The sequence below is a fragment of the Rothia sp. HMSC072E10 genome (genome assembly GCF_001813965.1).
Lineage (GTDB): Bacteria > Actinomycetota > Actinomycetes > Actinomycetales > Micrococcaceae > Rothia > Rothia mucilaginosa_A.
The window spans coordinates 366,391-382,189 of the sequence record NZ_KV814491.1; the positions used below are offsets into that span (position 1 = coordinate 366,391).

Consider the following 15,799-nt stretch of genomic DNA (forward strand, 5'->3'; position numbering starts at 1 on the left):
CTTACTTAGGCGACTGCTTCGAGCTGTTGGCTCACGTACTGGTTCAGGCTCTGGTGAGAAAGCGCTGCCTGCTGAACCAGACGACGATGCAATTGCGGTGAAACACGCAAGTTGAATCGTCCTGAGAAGGAACGCAGAGAGAACGGTTCGGGTGCCTCGCGGCCGTCTTCTTCAAGAATTTCGAGGGTGTCGGCGACGACTTCTCGGATACCTGCGAATGCCTCGGTCGAGGTCGGAGCCAGGTATGAGAGGCTGGGAAATTCGGCTACGGTTCCGACAAATTCCTGGTCGTCTTCAGACCACTCGACGCGGTAGGTGTAGAGCTCTTGGCGGGGGAGAGTACTAGTCATCGTTATTCTCCAGTTTTCGAATGGCAGTTAGAACCTGCTTGACTTGGTATTTCTTTGCTTTACCGGAGTTTCCCTGTTGAATGTTGACAATAGGGTCACCACGCCAGGGGGTGCTGTAGTAGTGGTGAGATCCGCGGATACGCGGCGCTCCAAAGAAATGGGTGCATACCTTTTGAAGTTGAGTGAAAGTAACGTTTTGAGGGCTGGAGGCCATCTTCGCAACTAAATCTTCAATACTCGGCATACTTCATAGTACCACTTCTAGTACCATTTCGGGGTGGTTTAAAACCATAGAGAAAAGCCCCGGATAGCCGAAACTATCCGGGGCTCCACTCTTTATCTCATGCAGTTCAGAACCGAACCAGAACCGAACCTTACGGGCGGTTCTCGGGAGCCAGCGACTCCTCAGTTGCAAAAATCAGGGTCTGCTTCTTACCGCGCGCACCCACCGCCGGGGTCTCCAACAGCAGCTCCGCGTTCAGGTCCTCAGCGTCCAGCTTAGCGCCAGCCAGAAGGCGGCTGGTCGCATCCTGCTTATCCTCACCGGTGATGAGGAAGAAGACGTTGCGGGAGTTGTTAATAATCGGCAGGGTCACCGACACGCGCTCAGCCGGCGGCTTCGGCGAGTCAGAAACCATCACGGTCACGGCCTTACCGCCCTCAACCGGATCCTCCGGTAGACCGGTACCCAGCAGAACCTGCTTGCGGCCCGGGAACAGGGAAGCGATGTGGCCGTCCGGGCCCATGCCCAGCAGGGTGATGTCGAAGACCGGTGCGGGCCACTGGCCACCGCCACCACCGCAGCAACCACCGCCGCCGCATCCGCAACCACCGGCGGACTCGGCAGCCTCAGCGGCAGCGTCAAAGTCTTCGAGAGTGGTCTCTTCGAGGGACTGCTCGGGTGCGGAAGAACCGCAACCGCCGCCACCACAACCACAGCCGCCGTGTTCATGACCTGCGCCGCCACCGTGACCGCCAGCCAGCGGCAGTTCGGTTGCGCCCTCGGGCATCTGTACGCTCACAGCCGGTGCAGAACCGGCGTAATCACGCATCTCAAAAGCGTAGTGCTCAGCCGCAGCCTCAAGGCCGGTGAAAATATCGGATGGACCCATGCGGTGCACATTGCCCACAACCAGGCCGTGCGACAGCAGGGGAGCGAGCAGCGCCTCAATAGCCTGGCCGTCATTACGTTCGGGGCTACGCTCGGGCACGAAACGCTCGTCCGAGAACCAGAAGTGCACGCGCGACCAGTCGATATCCTTCACACGCTCGTTCTCGGCCCACGCCTTCAGGGTGGCGATACCCATGGTGCCGCCGGTCAGCGAAATGTGGGCGATCGTGCGCTCAGAGAGCACATGCTCAATGATGTCGAGGATGCGGGTCACCGCGTCCGCGGCGAGGGCCTCGCGGGTCGGGTGCGCCACCAGGACGGGGGTGGAGGAACCCATGTTCTGGATCTTAGGCATCGAAAACCTCCGGGTATTCTTCGAGGTCCAGCGTGTCTTCAGGCTGGCAGGTGTCATCGACGAGGGTGACGGTGCGCAGCGCCTGCTTCAGCACGTCACCGTAGGTGTCGTCCGGGTCGAGGCGGCGCAGCTCCTCAGAGATGCACTCCGCCAGGGTGCGTACCGGCAGGGCAATCTGCTGATCCGGAGCGTACGGGGTGGAAATGGTCGCCACGGACACGCCGGGGCGGAACATGGTCACCGAACCGTCCTCGCGCTCAATGCTGACGCGGTACAGGCCGCGGTTTGCCGCACCGATGGTGGCCAGGTGCACGGGTGCGTTGAGCATCCAACCGAGCCAGGTACCGAGCAGAACCACGGACGGAGACTTGCCCGAACCCCACACGACTACACGGCGCACGGGGGAGGCGGGCATCTGCTCCAGGAGCGCGGCCAGCTGAGTACGCCACAGGGTGAGGCGGGTCCAGGCCAGGTCGGTGTCGCCGGCGCGGTACACCTCGGCCAGGTGAGTCAGGGTGGCCTTCGGGTCCGCCGCACGCGCAGAATCGGTGATGCGGCGCTGCGCGATGCGACCGATGGAGTGCTGTGCCGGGTTCTCGGGTACCGAGTGCGGCCACCAGACCACGATGGGGGAGTCCGGCAGCAGCAGGCCAGAAATCAGTGCCTCGGTCGGGCGGGATGCGCTACCCCAGCCGCGCAGAACAATCATCTCGGATGCGCCGGTGTCGCCGCCGAGGTGGATTTCTGCATCCAGCTGGTCGGGGTCGAGCGGGTCATGCGAAATGTGCACGATGATGCGGCTCGGATGCTCGTGGGAGGCGCGAATCGCCGCGCGCATAGCCTCGCGGGAGTGGCCCTTCTCGGCGAGCACGACGAGGGTGAGCACACGTCCGCTGCTGAGGCTGCCGTTGTTGGCGCGCAGCTGGCTCAGTTCCTTGTTGATGGCGGAAACGGTGGTGTGGTGCAGATGCGAAATCACGGGCGCCTCCAAGCGCGGTTGTCGCGTTCGAGCATTTCGTGTGCCGAACGCGGACCCCACGAACCGGACTCGTAGGGTTCGGGCTTAATGTGGTGTTCTTCCCAGTACTCTTCGAAGGGGTCGAGGATCTTCCAGGAGAGCTCAACTTCTTCGTGGCGGGGGAACAGCGGCGGCTCGCCGAGCAGAACGTCCAGGATGAGGCGCTCGTATGCTTCGGGGGATTCCTCGGTGAAGGAGTGGCCGTACCCGAAGTCCATGTTGACGTCGCGGATTTCCATCTGGGTGCCGGGCACCTTCGCGGAGAAGCGGATGGTCATGCCTTCGTCGGGCTGCACGCGGATGACGATGGCGTTCTGGCCGACCTGCGGGTTCTCGCGTTCGCCGAAGAGGCGGTCGGAGGACTTCTTGAAGATCACGGCGATTTCGGTGACTCGGCGGCCCAGGCGCTTGCCGGCGCGCAGGTAGAAGGGGGTGCCTTCCCAGCGGCGGTTGGCGATGGAGAGCTTCAGCGCGGCGAAGGTTTCGGTGCGGGAGTCGGCGGGAATGTCCTTCTCGTCGAAGAAGCCGTTGACGTGCTCGCCGCCCTGGTAGCCTGCGGAGTACTGTCCGACCGCGAAAGAGTTCGGCAGGTCGTCGATGCGGACTGCTTCGAGGACCTTCGCCTTCTCAGCGCGCAGGTGCTTGGCGTCCAGGCTGAGGGGCTCTTCCATGGCGGTGAGGGCGAGCAGCTGCAGCAGGTGGTTCTGGATGACGTCGCGGGCCGCGCCCACGCCGTCGTAGTAGCCTGCGCGGGAGCCGATGCCGATGTCCTCGGCCATGGTGATCTGCACGTGGTCCACGTAGTGGGAGTTCCAGAGCGGCTCGAACATCTGGTTGGAGAAACGCATCGCCAGGATGTTCTGAACGGTTTCCTTACCCAGGTAGTGGTCGATGCGGAACACGGCGTCGGGCGGGAAGACCGCCTCCACGATGGAGTTCAGCTCGCGCGCGCTCTTCAGATCGTGGCCGAAGGGCTTCTCGATGACCACGCGGCGCCAACCGTCGACGGGGTTGACGGTGTCGTCGTCGCGCGATGCCAGGCCGTGCTCGGCGAGCTTGGTGAGGACCTGCTCGAAGGCCTTCGGGGGGATGGAGAGGTAGAAGGCGTGGTTGCCGTGTGCGCCACGCTCGTCGAGCTCGGCGAGGGTGCTCTTGAGTTTCTCGAAGGCGGCGTCGTCATCAAAGGCGCCCTCGACGAATCGCATACCCTGCTGGAACTGGTTCCAAACGTCCTCGCGGAAGGGGGTGCGGGCGTTTGCCTCAACGGACTCACGCACGTAGTTGCGGAAGTCGTCGTCGCTCCAGGGGCGGCGGCCAAAGCCGACCAGGCCGAAGCTCGGCGGGAGCAAACCGCGGTTCATGAGGTCATACACTGCCGGAAGCAGCTTCTTGCGGGCCAGGTCGCCGGTTACGCCAAAGAAGACGAGCGCGGACGGCCCCGCAATGCGGGTGATGCGGCGGTCGCGAGGGTCCCGCAGGGGGTTCGCTTCATGACCGAAAGTCACAATATATTCCTTTGATTGCCTTGGTTGGTTCGTGCGGCGCGCGGTTCGTACCATATCGCGCGGAGGCGATGCCGCATCGTGGAAGGTGTGTACCCAGTATTGTACCGTTTTGGGTTCGTCAGCTGGGGGCCGCCCTAATCCGTCGGGCCCAACAGCGAGACCCGGCGGAACCCGGCGGATTAGGGGAGCACATCCGGTCGCCTCACGAAGGAGACGACCAACGTCTTAGCGAGCGTTGTCGAGTGCCTCGCGGACGGTCTGCAGCAGCTCTTCCCAGGAGACATCGAACTTGGACAGGCCCTCGGTCTCGAGCTTCTCGACGACCTCGGCGTAGGAGATGCCGCGCTCGGCGATGGCGTCCAGAACCTTGTTCGACTCGGAGTAGTTCGGAACGATGGTGTTGCCGGTGATCTCGCCGTGGTCGGCAACGGCGTTTAGGGTTGCCTCGGGCATAGTGTTCACGGTGTTCGGTGCCACCAGGCCGGTCACGTAGAGGGTATCGGGCAGCGAGGGGTCCTTCACGCCGGTGGAGGCCCACAGCGGACGCTGCACGTTCGCGCCGTGTGCCTGCAGGCGAGCCCAACGCTCGGTGGAGAACATTTCCTCGAAGACCTCGTAGGCGAGGCGTGCGTTGGCCAGACCTGCCTGGCCCTTCAGCTCAAGGGCGTCGCCGCCGATAGCCTCCAGGCGGCCGTCAACCTCGGTGTCCACGCGGGAGACGAAGAAGGAAGCGACGGAGTGGATGGTGGACAGGTCCTTACCGTTCTCCAGCGCCTGCTCCAGGCCGAGCATGTAGGCGTTGATGACCTCGCGGTAGCGGGTCAGGGAGAAAATCAGGGTCACGTTCACGCTGATGCCTGCAGCCAGGGTCTCTGCGATGGGGCGCAGACCTTCCTTGGTTGCGGGGATCTTAATCATGACGTTTTCGCGGCCCACACGCTCGTAGAGCTCGCGCGCCATCTTTGCGGTGCCCTCGGCGTCACGTGCCAGGCGGGGGTCAACCTCGATGGAGACGCGACCGTCAAAACCGTTGGTGGACTTGTAGATGGGTTCGAACACGTCGCAGGCGTTGCGCACGTCGTCGCAGGTTGCCGCGAAGACGGCTTCCTCGACGTCGGCACCGGCGGCGGCCAGCTCACGCATCTGCTCGGCGTATGCGGCGCCCTTGGAGAGCGCGCCCGCGAAGATGGTGGGGTTGGTGGTCACGCCGACCACGTTGTGGGTCTTGATGAGCTCGGCGAGGTTGCCGCTGGTCAGGCGCTCGCGGGAGAGGTCGTCAAGCCAGATGGAGACACCGGCGTCGGAAAGCTTCTGAGTGGACTCAGACATGGATAAAACCTTCGATTCTTGAATGAGGAAATGAAAAAGTATTGGAGGGACGCGATAGCGGGCCCGGGCGCCCCTCGTAGCGGGGCGCCCGGATTGTTCGCGTCGCGCCTCCCGGAACCGTTGCGTTCCGAGGGCACGAGTATCGCTTACTTGGCGGCGGCGATGGATGCCTTAGCGGCCTCCACGACGGCCTCGGCGGTGATACCAAATTCGCGGTACAGGGTCTTCGCATCGGCGGATGCACCGAAGTGCTCGATGGACACGGCGCGGCCCGCGGAACCGAGCAGGTCGTACCAGCTCATGGCCAGGCCGGCCTCGACGGAGACACGCGCTGCCACGGAGGAGGGCAGAACCGACTCGCGGTACTCCTCGCTCTGCTCAGCGAACCACTCGCGCGAAGGCATAGAAACCACGCGAGCCGCGATGCCCTGCTCGGCGAGGGTTGCGCGAGCCTGGACGGCCAGCTCAACCTCGGAGCCGGTAGCAATCAGGATGACGTCCGGGGTGCCCTCGGTGTCAGCCATGATGTAGCCGCCGCGTGCGGTGCCCTCTGCGGAGGCGAACTTCTCACCCTCGGCGTCGGGGTGCACGTCCTCACGAGCCCAAACGGGCAGGTTCTGGCGGGAGAGCACGATACCTGCGGGGCGGTCCGTCTTCTCCATGATGGTGCGCCATGCGACGGCGGTTTCGTTAGCGTCCGCGGGACGAACCACGTCGAAGCCGGGGATAGCGCGCAGGGAGGAGAGGTGCTCGATGGGCTGATGGGTCGGGCCATCCTCGCCCACACCGATGGAGTCGTGGGTCCACACGTACAGCGAGGGAACACCCATCAGGGCCGAGAGGCGAACCGCCGGACGCTGGTAGTCGGAGAACACGAAGAAGGTGCCCGAGAACGCGCGGGTCGGCGAGGAGAGCACGATGCCGTTCACAATCGCTGCGGCGGCCTGCTCGCGAATACCGAAGTGCAGCACGCGACCGTAGGGGTTCGCGGTCCAGTCTTCGGTGCTGCGCGATGCCGGGTTGAAGGAATCCGCGCCCTTGATGGTGGTCAGGTTCGAACCGGCCAGGTCGGCGGAGCCGCCCCACAGCTCGGGGAAGGTCTCGGCGATAGCGTTAATGACGGTGCCGGATGCCGCGCGGGTTGCCACGGAGGTGCCGGCCTCGAACACGGGGAAGGCGGCCTTGTAGTCGGCGGGCAGCTCGCCCGCGACCAGGCGCTTGTACAGTGCGGCGCGCTCGGGGTTAGCCTTGGCCCAGGCCTCGAACTTCTCGTCCCAGGCCTTGTGGGCGGCGGCACCGCGCTCGCGCAGCTGACGGGTGTGCTCGAGCACGTTCTCCTCGATGAAGAAGCTCTTGGCGGGGTCGAAGCCGAGCACCTCCTTGGTGGCGGCAACTTCCTCGGCACCGAGCTTGGAGCCGTGCACTGCGCCGGTGTTCTGCTTGTGCGGTGCGGGGTAGCCGATGATGGTGCGCAGCTCGATGAACGAGGGCTTGTCGGTGACGGCCTTCGCGCGCTCAATAGCGGCGTACAGTTCTGCGACGTCCTCGACGTACTCGCCGGTGCGGGTCCAGTCCACGCGCTGAACGTCCCAGCCGTAGGACTCGTAGCGCTTGGCCACGTCCTCGGTGAAGGCGACGTCGGTGTCTTCCTCAATGGAGATGTGGTTGCGGTCCCAGACGACAATCAGGTTGCCGAGCTCCTGGTGGCCCGCAAGCGCGCTGGCTTCGGCGGTGACGCCTTCCTGCACGTCACCCTCGGAGGCGATGACGTAGATGTGGTGGTCGAACGGGGAGGTGCCCGGTGCTGCTTCGGGGTCGAACATGCCGCGCATACGGCGCTGTGCGTAGGCGAAACCAACGGCGGAGGCCAGGCCCTGGCCGAGCGGACCGGTGGTGATCTCAACGCCCTTGGTGTGCTTGTACTCGGGGTGGCCGGGGGTGAGGGCGCCCCAGGTGCGCAGCTCCTCCAGGTCCTTCATCTCGAGGCCGTAGCCGCCGAGGAAGAGCTGGGTGTACAGGGTCAGGGAGGTGTGGCCGGGGGAGAGGATGAAGCGGTCGCGGCCTTCCCAACGGTCGTCGGCCGGGTCCTGGTTCATGACCTTCTGGAACAGCAGGTAGGCGACCGGGGCCAGGCTCATCGCGGTGCCGGGGTGGCCGGAGCCGACCTTCTCTACGGCGTCGGCGGCAAGGATGCGGGCGGTGTCAACGGCTCGCTGATCGGTTTCTGTCCACTGGAGGTTTTCTGCCACGTGGGTGTCCTTTCGCAAGGGTGAGTGGATGCGCCAGCGGCTAGGTGCTGACGCCCTGTCCATGGGGCGTAACGGTACCCCGGGGGTGTTTATTCCGCGCGGTGCGTTCCGGCGGGTGCCCCGGAGGCTGGTTGCGTCCTTTTCGTTTAACAAGGATAGTTCACTCCGCCGCACTATCTGATGTGAGGGTGTGTACATTCACAGGATGGAACGCCGCCCGCCCGGGAGCGCCGTTGGGGCGGTGCCGAATCGGTGCGAAACCGGCGTGGTGCGGGCTGCCTTCAGCTGTAAGAGATTTTGAGGGGTGGTAAAGCTCATGTTAAGGTTGAGCGGGAAGGTTGCGGACCGAGACAGTGGTTGGGTCGGTCCGCCCCTCGGTGATTAAAGCCCCTCCTCCGAACATGAACGTGATGGAGTCCAACTGTGGTGGTTGGACTCGTGGTTCGGCAGGAGGGGGCTTTCTTTTTAACCCCGAATTTAACCCCGAACGTCGGCTATCGGGTTTGGCCGCGCGGGCGCCTCTGAACACCCCCACCTGCCCCGCGCCTGTTCCTCGGTTTGCCTCTACCCGCTAGCGGGCTTGCCAGCGACCCCTCGTTGACAGCCGCACCCGGACACGGCAATGCCCCGCGGCTTTCGAAGTATTCGAAAGCCGCGGGGCATCGGGTGAAGTACCGGTCGTGAAGCACCAGCCATGAAGCGCAGGTCTAAGGGGCGCAGTCAGACTAGTCGGACCACTTGAACTTGCGCGAGGTAATCAGGCCGAGAATGACGGTCCAAACCGTCAGAACCCAGTGCGGGTCCGCCATCCACTGGTGGTGAATGAAATTGCCGCGCAGAGCCTCGCCCAGAGCCGCCGAGGGGAACCAGGATACGATCGCGCCGTACCAATCGGGGAAGGAACTGAGCGGGAACAGCACACCGCCCGCGCCGGCCAGAACCACCCAGGCGATGTTCACAATCGCGAGGGTCGCCTCCGCGCGCACCGTACCGGCAATCAGCAGGCCCAGCGCCGTAAAGGCCGCCGCGCCCAGCAGCAGGGTGAGGAAGGCTCGCGAGAGGGCGATGGCGTCCGGACGCCAACCCAGGCCGTACCCGACCACGCCCACGAGCACGAACTGGATGATCAGCACGACCACCACGGCGATGCACTTGCCCAGAATCAGGCCGTTGCGGCCCAGGGGAGTGGTCGCCAGAAAGCGAAGCACGCCGTAGCGGCGGTCAAAACCAGTCGCGATGCCCTGGCCCGACAGCGCCGTGGAGATGACGCAGAGGGCCAGCACGCCGGGGACCGCCGCATCCATACGCGAAACCCCCACCGAATGGGCGTAGTCATCAATTAGGCCCGTAAAGCGCAGGCCCAGAAGCGCCATGACGGGGAAGATGATGTTCAGCATCAGCTGCTCGCCGTTGCGGAGCATCGCCATCGTCTCGTAACGACCCTGCTCAATCACGCGCACGAGCGGGTAGTTCGCGCGGGGCGGGATGTACTCCTCGTCCTCGTCGATGGCGACGCCCCGGGCTGAGGTATCCGCCGCAGCGCTCGTGCTCTGCTCGCGGTCGGTAGAAGCGGTGGGGCTCATCGAATATCACGTCCTGAAATATCGAGGAAGACGTCCTCGAGGGTCTTCGGTTCCATCTTGAGAGAAATTGGCATGAGGTAGCGTTCGGCCAGCGCCGCGGTGAAGGCCGCCAGGTGCTCCGCGCGCAGGGGACCGACGAGCTCGTACTCGCCGGTCACGGCCGGGTGCTCCTCCGAGGCGGGAACGTAGGGGACCGTCTCGATGAGTTTCACGCCGGCCCGCAGGTGTGCCGGGAGCAGCTCCTCGCGGCTGGGGGTGGGGGCATCCAGGGTGTAGCGTAGGCGGTTCGTGCCGTCGTTAGCGATCAGCTCGGGAACGGTGCCCTCCTGCACGGTGGTGCCGTCCTCGATGATGTACACGTAATCGGCGAGCTTCTGTGCATCGTCAATCAGGTGCGTGGTGAGCACGATGGCCACGCCGCGCTCGCGCTGTTCGCGAATAATTTCGAACACGACGTTGCGCGATTGCGGGTCCAAGCCCGCGGAGGGCTCGTCGAGGAAGAGCACGTCCGGCTTGCCGATGAGGGCCGCCGCGAGCGCCACACGTTGCTTCTGACCGCCCGAGAGGCGCCGAATCGTGGTGCCGTTGAACGCATCAATGCCCAGGCGGTGCGCGAGCTCTTCAACCGGGTAGGGGTCGGTGTACATGCTTGCGATGTGCTCGAGCAGCGGGATGGGGTGCATGGCGTTGGGCAGGCCGCCATCCTGAAGCATAATGCCGACCTTGGCGCGCAGCTCGGGGTCTGCCAGGAGGGGGTTCTCGCCGAGCAGGCGCACGGTACCGCGGGTGGGCTTGAGCAGGCCCTGGGCGCAGGCGAGGGTCGTAGTTTTACCTGCGCCGTTCGCGCCGAGAAGAACCACCACTTCGCCGGGGAAGACACGCAAATTCACCCGGTTGACGGCGCGGTAGTAGCCGCTTGCGGTGAGTCGTTCGGGGTGCTTATTGCGGAACGCTCGGGAGGGCTTGAACTCTTTAATGAGGTCCTTGACGCTCAGTGCCGGTTCTTCGGCGACGGTGAGCCTGCGCGCCGTGGGGGAGGAGGCTGTCTCCTCTGAGCGGTCCGCGCGTGCGGTGGTGGTCTCCATGGGCATAACTTTCGATTTATTCGCGTGATATACCCCTATATTCTATGCACTACCTCACGTGCTCAACACATTTTTAAGACGATCAACATTCAGCTTCGGGTAAAAAAGTCATCAAGTAGGAAGACCTAACTAGCCAAAGAAAAAACAATTAGGACATACTTTATTTGTGTATTCCGTGAACAAGACATCTCAGCGCTCCTCCGAGCGTGAGGCACAGACCCGAGGCGGCACCCGAGGTGCAGCGTCGGGCTCTTGTAGTGCTTCCACCAAAAAGTCCTCCGCGGCACGCACATCCAAGCGTAAGGCCGAGGCTGAGGAACGCACCCGAGACCGCGTGCTCCGCGGCGTTCTTAACCACGGACCGGTATCCGCTGCAAGCCTGGGGGAGCTGCTCAGCCTGACCCCCGCCGCGGTCCGCCGTCACCTGGATGCCCTCGAATCAAGCAACATGATCGAGGTCGCCCCCATTAAGAAGCACGGCGCGGGTGCCGGACGCCCGGCCCGCCGCTACGTGATTGCCCCGCAGGGGCACGAGCGGCTCGGCAACGACTACCTGCTCATCGCGCGTAACGCCCTGCAGATGCTGCGCGATACCGTCGGCGACGGGGCGCTGGAGGCCTTCGCCTCCGCCCGCGCGGCCGAGATGGAGGCGCGTTACCGCCCGGTGGTGGAAGCCGCCGGAGACAATGTGGCCGCCCGAGCTAAGGCGCTCGCCGAGGCCATGAGCAGGGACGGTTTCGTGGCCACCGCGCAGGTAACCGAGCCTCCCGTGGGTCGTAGCGTGCCGGAGCACTTCCTCGCGAGTATCCAGCTGTGCCAGGGCCACTGCCCGGTTCGCGACCTGGCCGAAGACTTCCAGGTCTTCTGCGAGCAGGAGACCGGGATTATTTCTGATCTTCTGGGCGTTGATGTTCGCAGGCTCTCCACGATGGCCTCGGGCGCGCACGTGTGCACCACGCACGTGCCGCTGAACCGAGAGACCGTGGCGGAGAACGCGAAGTCGACGAAACCAGCCACGCTGACCGAGCCCGATGACGGCACGCCGGCTGAGAAGCCGAGCGTCTAGCCGGCGGCTCGAACCCCAAGGACTACCGCGCCTGCATCCGGCAGGTGGCGGAGAGAATGTAATAACCATCGAAGAAAGGCCGTAATGACTGAGAAAGTTGGGCAGAACGCCAACGATACCGTCATTTCAGAGATCCTGGAGATGAACCCCGAACTCGAGGGCATTGGTAACTACGAGTACGGTTGGGCAGACTCCGACGAAGCAGGCCAGGTAGCAAAGCGCGGCCTGGACGAGGACGTCGTGCGTGACATCTCCGCGAAGAAGAACGAACCCCAGTGGATGCTGGACATGCGTCTGAAGGCGCTGAAGTTCTTCGAGCGTAAGCCCATGCCCACCTGGGGCGCGGATCTTTCCGAAATCGACTTCGACAACATCAAGTACTTCGTGCGTTCGACCGAGGGTCAGGCCGGCTCCTGGGAGGAACTGCCCGAGGATATCCGCACCACCTACGAGCGCCTGGGTATTCCCGAGGCGGAGCGTAACTCGCTGGTCGCGGGTGTGGCTGCACAGTACGAGTCCGAGGTCGTGTACCACCAGATTCGCGAGGACCTGGAGAAGCAGGGCGTGATCTTCGTCGACACCGACACCGGTCTGCGCGAGTACCCCGAGCTGTTCAAGGAGTACTTCGGCTCCATCATCCCGATTGGTGACAACAAGTTCTCCGCGCTGAACACCGCAGTGTGGTCCGGTGGTTCCTTCGTGTACGTTCCCCCGGGAGTTCACGTTGAGATTCCGCTGCAGGCCTACTTCCGTATTAACACCGAGAACATGGGCCAGTTCGAGCGCACCCTGATCATTGCTGACGAGGGCTCTTACGTTCACTACATCGAGGGCTGCACCGCCCCCGTGTACAAGTCCGACTCCCTGCACTCCGCAGTGGTTGAGATTGTGCTGAAGAAGAACGCCCGCGTTCGCTACACCACGATTCAGAACTGGTCGAACAACGTCTACAACCTGGTGACCAAGCGTGCGGTTGCGCACGAGGGTGCCACCATGGAATGGGTGGACGGCAACATCGGTTCGAAGGTCACCCAGAAGTACCCCGCCGTCTACATGGTTGGCGAGCACGCCAAGGGTGAGACCCTGTCCATCGCGTTCGCTGGCGAGGGTCAGCACCAGGACACCGGTTCGAAGATGGTTCACATCGCCCCGAACACCTCCTCGACCATCGTGTCGAAGTCCGTGGCCCGTAACGGTGGCCGTAGCGCCTACCGCGGCCTGGTTCAGGTGCGCGAGGGTGCTAAGCACTCCAAGTCCTCCGTGGTGTGTGACGCCCTGCTGGTGGACACCATCTCCCGTTCTGACACCTACCCCTACGTGGACGTGCGCGAGGACGATGTGACCATGGGTCACGAGGCGACGGTTTCCCGCGTCTCTGAAGACCAGCTGTTCTACCTGATGCAGCGTGGCCTGAGCGAAGAAGAAGCAATGGCGATGATCGTTCGCGGCTTCGTTGAGCCTATTGCCCGCGAGCTGCCGATGGAGTACGCACTCGAACTGAACCGCCTGATCGAACTTCAGATGGAAGGATCTGTGGGCTAATGCCGACCAACGAAGAAACTCTGGGTTACCACTCCCCGATCATCCCCGGTATGGACCAGGAGGGCGAGAAGCTCGCCACCGAGTTCGCCCACGATGACACCCTGTACCGTGCCACCGAGGCACACCACCAGGGCTCCAACCCGAACAACATCCAGAAGGTGCTGGAGGCATCCCGTGCCGAGCGTAAGACCTCCTACAACGTTGAGGACTTCGCTCCGCTGACCGGCCGTGAAGAGGATTGGCGCTTCACCCCGCTGAAGCGTCTGGGTGGCCTGCACCTGGAGAAGCTGACCGGCACCGCACCGGCACCGAAGGTGACCGCACCCGAGCAGGTCAAGGTTGAGACCGTCTCCCGCGAGGACGAGCGCATCGGCTCCGCCGGTGTTCCCGAGGATCGCGTGGCGGCTAACGCCTGGTCCAGCTTCTCCGAGGCAACCGTGGTGACCATCCCCGCCGAGGCCGAGCTGTCCGAGCACGTCGAGATTGATATCGACGGCACCGGCAACGAGCCCGCCGCCCAGCACATCGTGATTGAGGCTAAGCCCTTCTCGAAGGCCGTCGTGGTCATCCGCCACACCGGCTCCACCGTGCTCGCACAGAACATCGAGTTCGTGGTGGACGACGAGGCCGAGCTGAACGTCGTGTCCGTCCAGCAGTGGGCTGACGACGCCATCCACACCTCCGCACAGTACGCTAAGCTGGGCCGCAACTCCCGCTTCAAGCACGTGGTGGTTTCCCTCGGTGGCGACCTGGTGCGCGTGACCCCCTCGACCAAGTTCACCGCCCCCGGCGCCGAGACCGAAATGTACGGCCTGTACTTCGTGGATGCCGGCCAGCACATTGAGTCCCGTCTGTTCGTGGACCACTCCGTGCCCAACTGCAAGTCCCGCGTGACCTACAAGGGCGCGCTGCAGGGCAAGGGCGCACACTCCGTATGGGTTGGTGACGTTCTGATTGGTAAGGACGCTGAAGGCACCGACACCTACGAGCTGAACCGTAACCTGCTGCTGGAAGTTGGCCCCCGCGCCGACTCCGTGCCGAACCTGGAGATTGAGACCGGCCTGATTGAGGGCGCCGGTCACGCATCCACCACCGGCCAGCTCGATGAGCAGCACCTGTGGTACCTGCAGGCTCGCGGTATTCCGGAGGCTGAGGCCCGCCGTCTGGTGGTGCGCGGCTTCCTGAACGAGGTCATTCAGCAGATTCGCGTTCCCGAACTTGAAGAGCAGCTCACCGAGGCCCTTGAGGCAGAGCTCGCACTCAGCAACAACTAAGCTTTACCAGGAGAAATAATGTCTACTCTTGAAATCAAGGACCTTCACGTCTCGGTCATCCTCGATGACGAAACCACCAAGCCCATCCTCAAGGGCGTTAACCTGACCATCAACTCGGGCGAGATTCACGCCATCATGGGCCCCAACGGTTCCGGTAAGTCCACCCTGGCTTCGACCATCGCCGGCCACCCCAAGTACCAGGTTGATTCCGGCCAGATTCTGCTGGACGGCCAGGACATCACCGAGATGAGCGTTGACGAGCGTGCCCGCGCCGGCCTCTTCCTCGCAATGCAGTACCCGGTTGAGATTCCCGGCGTGACCATGTCGAACTTCCTGCGCTCCGCAAAGACCGCAGTGGACGGCAAGGCTCCCTCCCTGCGTACCTGGACCAAGGACGTTAAGGAAGCCATGAAGAACCTGGAGATTGACCCCGACTTCATCTCCCGTAACGTGAACGAGGGCTTCTCCGGTGGTGAGAAGAAGCGCCACGAGATTCTGCAGCTCGAGCTGCTCAAGCCCAAGTTCGCCATTCTCGACGAGACCGACTCCGGCCTGGACGTCGACGCTCTGAAGATTGTGTCCGAGGGCGTGAACCGCGCTCACGAGGCTAACGACATGGGCGTCATGCTGATTACCCACTACACCCGCATCCTGCGCTACATCAAGCCGCAGTTCGTGCATGTGTTCGTGGACGGCAAGATGGTTGATCAGGGCGGCCCCGAGCTGGCTGACCGCCTGGAGGAAGAGGGCTACGTCTCTTACGTGGGTAAGAAGTAAGCTTCTTCTCCTACCGGATTCTGACAGAAAGATAGGACTATGACTGAGACTGTGCAGGGTCGTGTTCCTCAGGAAGAGATTGAGGAAGCCCTCAAGGAGGTCATTGACCCGGAGCTCGGCGTCAATATTGTTGACCTCGGTCTGCTCTACGGTCTGCGCTGGGATGAGGATGGAACCCTCATTCTGGACCTGACTCTGACCACCGCAGCCTGCCCGCTGCAGGAAGTGATTGAGGAGCAGGTACAGGCCAACCTGGAGAACGTGGTGGATTCCTGGCGCGTGAACTGGGTTTGGATGCCGCCGTGGGGTCCGGAGCGTATCACCGAGGACGGCCGCGACATGATGCGCGCGCTGGGCTTCAACATCTAAGCTCCTAGATGCTGAATAGACACCCGCCGGGTGTGGAGAGCATAGACTCTCCGCACCCGGCGGGTGTTTTTATGTTGTTAAAAATTAGGGCAAAGACCTAGCGCTATGTTTTGTAGGCTGAGGATTATGCGGTGACAACAAGGATAGATTTTTTATTGATAATTAGGACAATTTGACGGGGGGGGG

At 63.1% G+C, this 15,799-nt stretch carries 14 protein-coding genes; 5 read left to right on the forward strand and 9 right to left on the reverse strand.

The annotated features are described in order from the left end of the window. Positions 1–5: 5 nt before the first annotated feature. The 9 genes from HMPREF2944_RS06825 to HMPREF2944_RS06860 all read right to left on the reverse strand — a co-directional run bounded on the left by HMPREF2944_RS06825 (position 6) and on the right by HMPREF2944_RS06860 (position 10,585). Entirely contained in the window at positions 6–350 is a 345-nt protein-coding gene (locus tag HMPREF2944_RS06825) for a type II toxin-antitoxin system HicB family antitoxin (protein ID WP_070604265.1), read from the reverse strand. Further along, positions 343–594 (reverse strand): toxin HicA, encoded by a 252-nt coding sequence (locus tag HMPREF2944_RS09040; RefSeq protein WP_083313100.1) that lies wholly within the window; start codon positions 592–594, stop codon positions 343–345. Before HMPREF2944_RS09040 ends, HMPREF2944_RS06825 begins: the two co-directional genes overlap by 8 nt. A gap of 130 nt (positions 595–724) precedes the next feature. Then, entirely contained in the window at positions 725–1,816 is a 1,092-nt protein-coding gene (locus HMPREF2944_RS06830) for a 6-phosphogluconolactonase (RefSeq protein ID WP_070681809.1), read from the reverse strand. Continuing rightward, positions 1,809–2,795: a glucose-6-phosphate dehydrogenase assembly protein OpcA gene (locus tag HMPREF2944_RS06835; RefSeq protein ID WP_070681812.1), complete on the reverse strand. Its 987-nt coding sequence runs from the start codon at positions 2,793–2,795 to the stop codon at positions 1,809–1,811. The genes HMPREF2944_RS06830 and HMPREF2944_RS06835 overlap by 8 nt, the downstream gene beginning before the upstream one ends. Then, positions 2,792–4,339, reverse strand: a complete 1,548-nt coding sequence (gene zwf / locus HMPREF2944_RS06840; protein WP_070681815.1) for a glucose-6-phosphate dehydrogenase — start codon at positions 4,337–4,339, stop codon at positions 2,792–2,794. The genes HMPREF2944_RS06835 and zwf overlap by 4 nt, the downstream gene beginning before the upstream one ends. Positions 4,340–4,564: 225 nt before the next feature. After that, a complete protein-coding gene (gene tal, locus HMPREF2944_RS06845) occupies positions 4,565–5,668 on the reverse strand; it encodes a transaldolase (protein WP_070681818.1) in 1,104 nt (367 codons plus the stop codon). 146 nt (positions 5,669–5,814) lie between these two features. Continuing rightward, positions 5,815–7,917, reverse strand: coding sequence for a transketolase (tkt, locus tag HMPREF2944_RS06850; protein WP_070681821.1), 2,103 nt, complete (start codon positions 7,915–7,917; stop codon positions 5,815–5,817). A 725-nt stretch (positions 7,918–8,642) separates the two neighbouring features. After that, on the reverse strand, positions 8,643–9,500 hold the full coding sequence (locus HMPREF2944_RS06855; protein WP_070681824.1) for an ABC transporter permease: 858 nt from the start codon (positions 9,498–9,500) through the stop codon (positions 8,643–8,645). Then, positions 9,497–10,585: an ABC transporter ATP-binding protein gene (locus HMPREF2944_RS06860; protein WP_070484629.1), complete on the reverse strand. Its 1,089-nt coding sequence runs from the start codon at positions 10,583–10,585 to the stop codon at positions 9,497–9,499. Before HMPREF2944_RS06860 ends, HMPREF2944_RS06855 begins: the two co-directional genes overlap by 4 nt. Positions 10,586–10,751: 166 nt before the next feature. Between HMPREF2944_RS06860 and HMPREF2944_RS06865 the strand changes: the two genes are divergently transcribed. From HMPREF2944_RS06865 to HMPREF2944_RS06885, 5 genes are all read left to right on the forward strand, one after another. Further along, the gene (locus HMPREF2944_RS06865; protein ID WP_070681827.1) at positions 10,752–11,651 is read left to right on the forward strand and encodes a helix-turn-helix transcriptional regulator; all 900 of its coding nucleotides are present in this window, start codon (positions 10,752–10,754) and stop codon (positions 11,649–11,651) included. Between the two features lie 84 nt (positions 11,652–11,735). After that, a complete protein-coding gene (gene sufB / locus HMPREF2944_RS06870; protein ID WP_049342817.1) occupies positions 11,736–13,193 on the forward strand; it encodes a Fe-S cluster assembly protein SufB in 1,458 nt (485 codons plus the stop codon). After that, positions 13,193–14,467, forward strand: a complete 1,275-nt coding sequence (gene sufD / locus HMPREF2944_RS06875; RefSeq protein WP_049334151.1) for a Fe-S cluster assembly protein SufD — start codon at positions 13,193–13,195, stop codon at positions 14,465–14,467. Before sufB ends, sufD begins: the two co-directional genes overlap by 1 nt. An 18-nt stretch (positions 14,468–14,485) precedes the next feature. Beyond that, positions 14,486–15,244 (forward strand): Fe-S cluster assembly ATPase SufC, encoded by a 759-nt coding sequence (gene sufC / locus HMPREF2944_RS06880; RefSeq protein WP_049334152.1) that lies wholly within the window; start codon positions 14,486–14,488, stop codon positions 15,242–15,244. A gap of 39 nt (positions 15,245–15,283) precedes the next feature. Continuing rightward, positions 15,284–15,613 carry a metal-sulfur cluster assembly factor gene (locus HMPREF2944_RS06885; protein WP_070681830.1) on the forward strand — a complete coding sequence of 110 codons (330 nt, stop codon included), beginning with the start codon at positions 15,284–15,286 and terminating at the stop codon, positions 15,611–15,613. Positions 15,614–15,799: the final 186 nt, after the last annotated feature.

Coding starts and splice junctions, on each gene's coding strand:
- HMPREF2944_RS06825 (WP_070604265.1), bottom strand. CDS start 350: ATGACTAGTACTCTCCCCCGCCAAGAGCTCTACACCTACCGCGTCGAG.
- HMPREF2944_RS09040 (WP_083313100.1), bottom strand. CDS start 594: ATGCCGAGTATTGAAGATTTAGTTGCGAAGATGGCCTCCAGCCCTCAA.
- HMPREF2944_RS06830 (WP_070681809.1), bottom strand. CDS start 1,816: ATGCCTAAGATCCAGAACATGGGTTCCTCCACCCCCGTCCTGGTGGCG.
- tal (WP_070681818.1), bottom strand. CDS start 5,668: ATGTCTGAGTCCACTCAGAAGCTTTCCGACGCCGGTGTCTCCATCTGG.
- HMPREF2944_RS06855 (WP_070681824.1), bottom strand. CDS start 9,500: ATGAGCCCCACCGCTTCTACCGACCGCGAGCAGAGCACGAGCGCTGCG.
- HMPREF2944_RS06860 (WP_070484629.1), bottom strand. CDS start 10,585: ATGGAGACCACCACCGCACGCGCGGACCGCTCAGAGGAGACAGCCTCC.
- sufB (WP_049342817.1), top strand. CDS start 11,736: ATGACTGAGAAAGTTGGGCAGAACGCCAACGATACCGTCATTTCAGAG.
- sufD (WP_049334151.1), top strand. CDS start 13,193: ATGCCGACCAACGAAGAAACTCTGGGTTACCACTCCCCGATCATCCCC.
- sufC (WP_049334152.1), top strand. CDS start 14,486: ATGTCTACTCTTGAAATCAAGGACCTTCACGTCTCGGTCATCCTCGAT.
- HMPREF2944_RS06885 (WP_070681830.1), top strand. CDS start 15,284: ATGACTGAGACTGTGCAGGGTCGTGTTCCTCAGGAAGAGATTGAGGAA.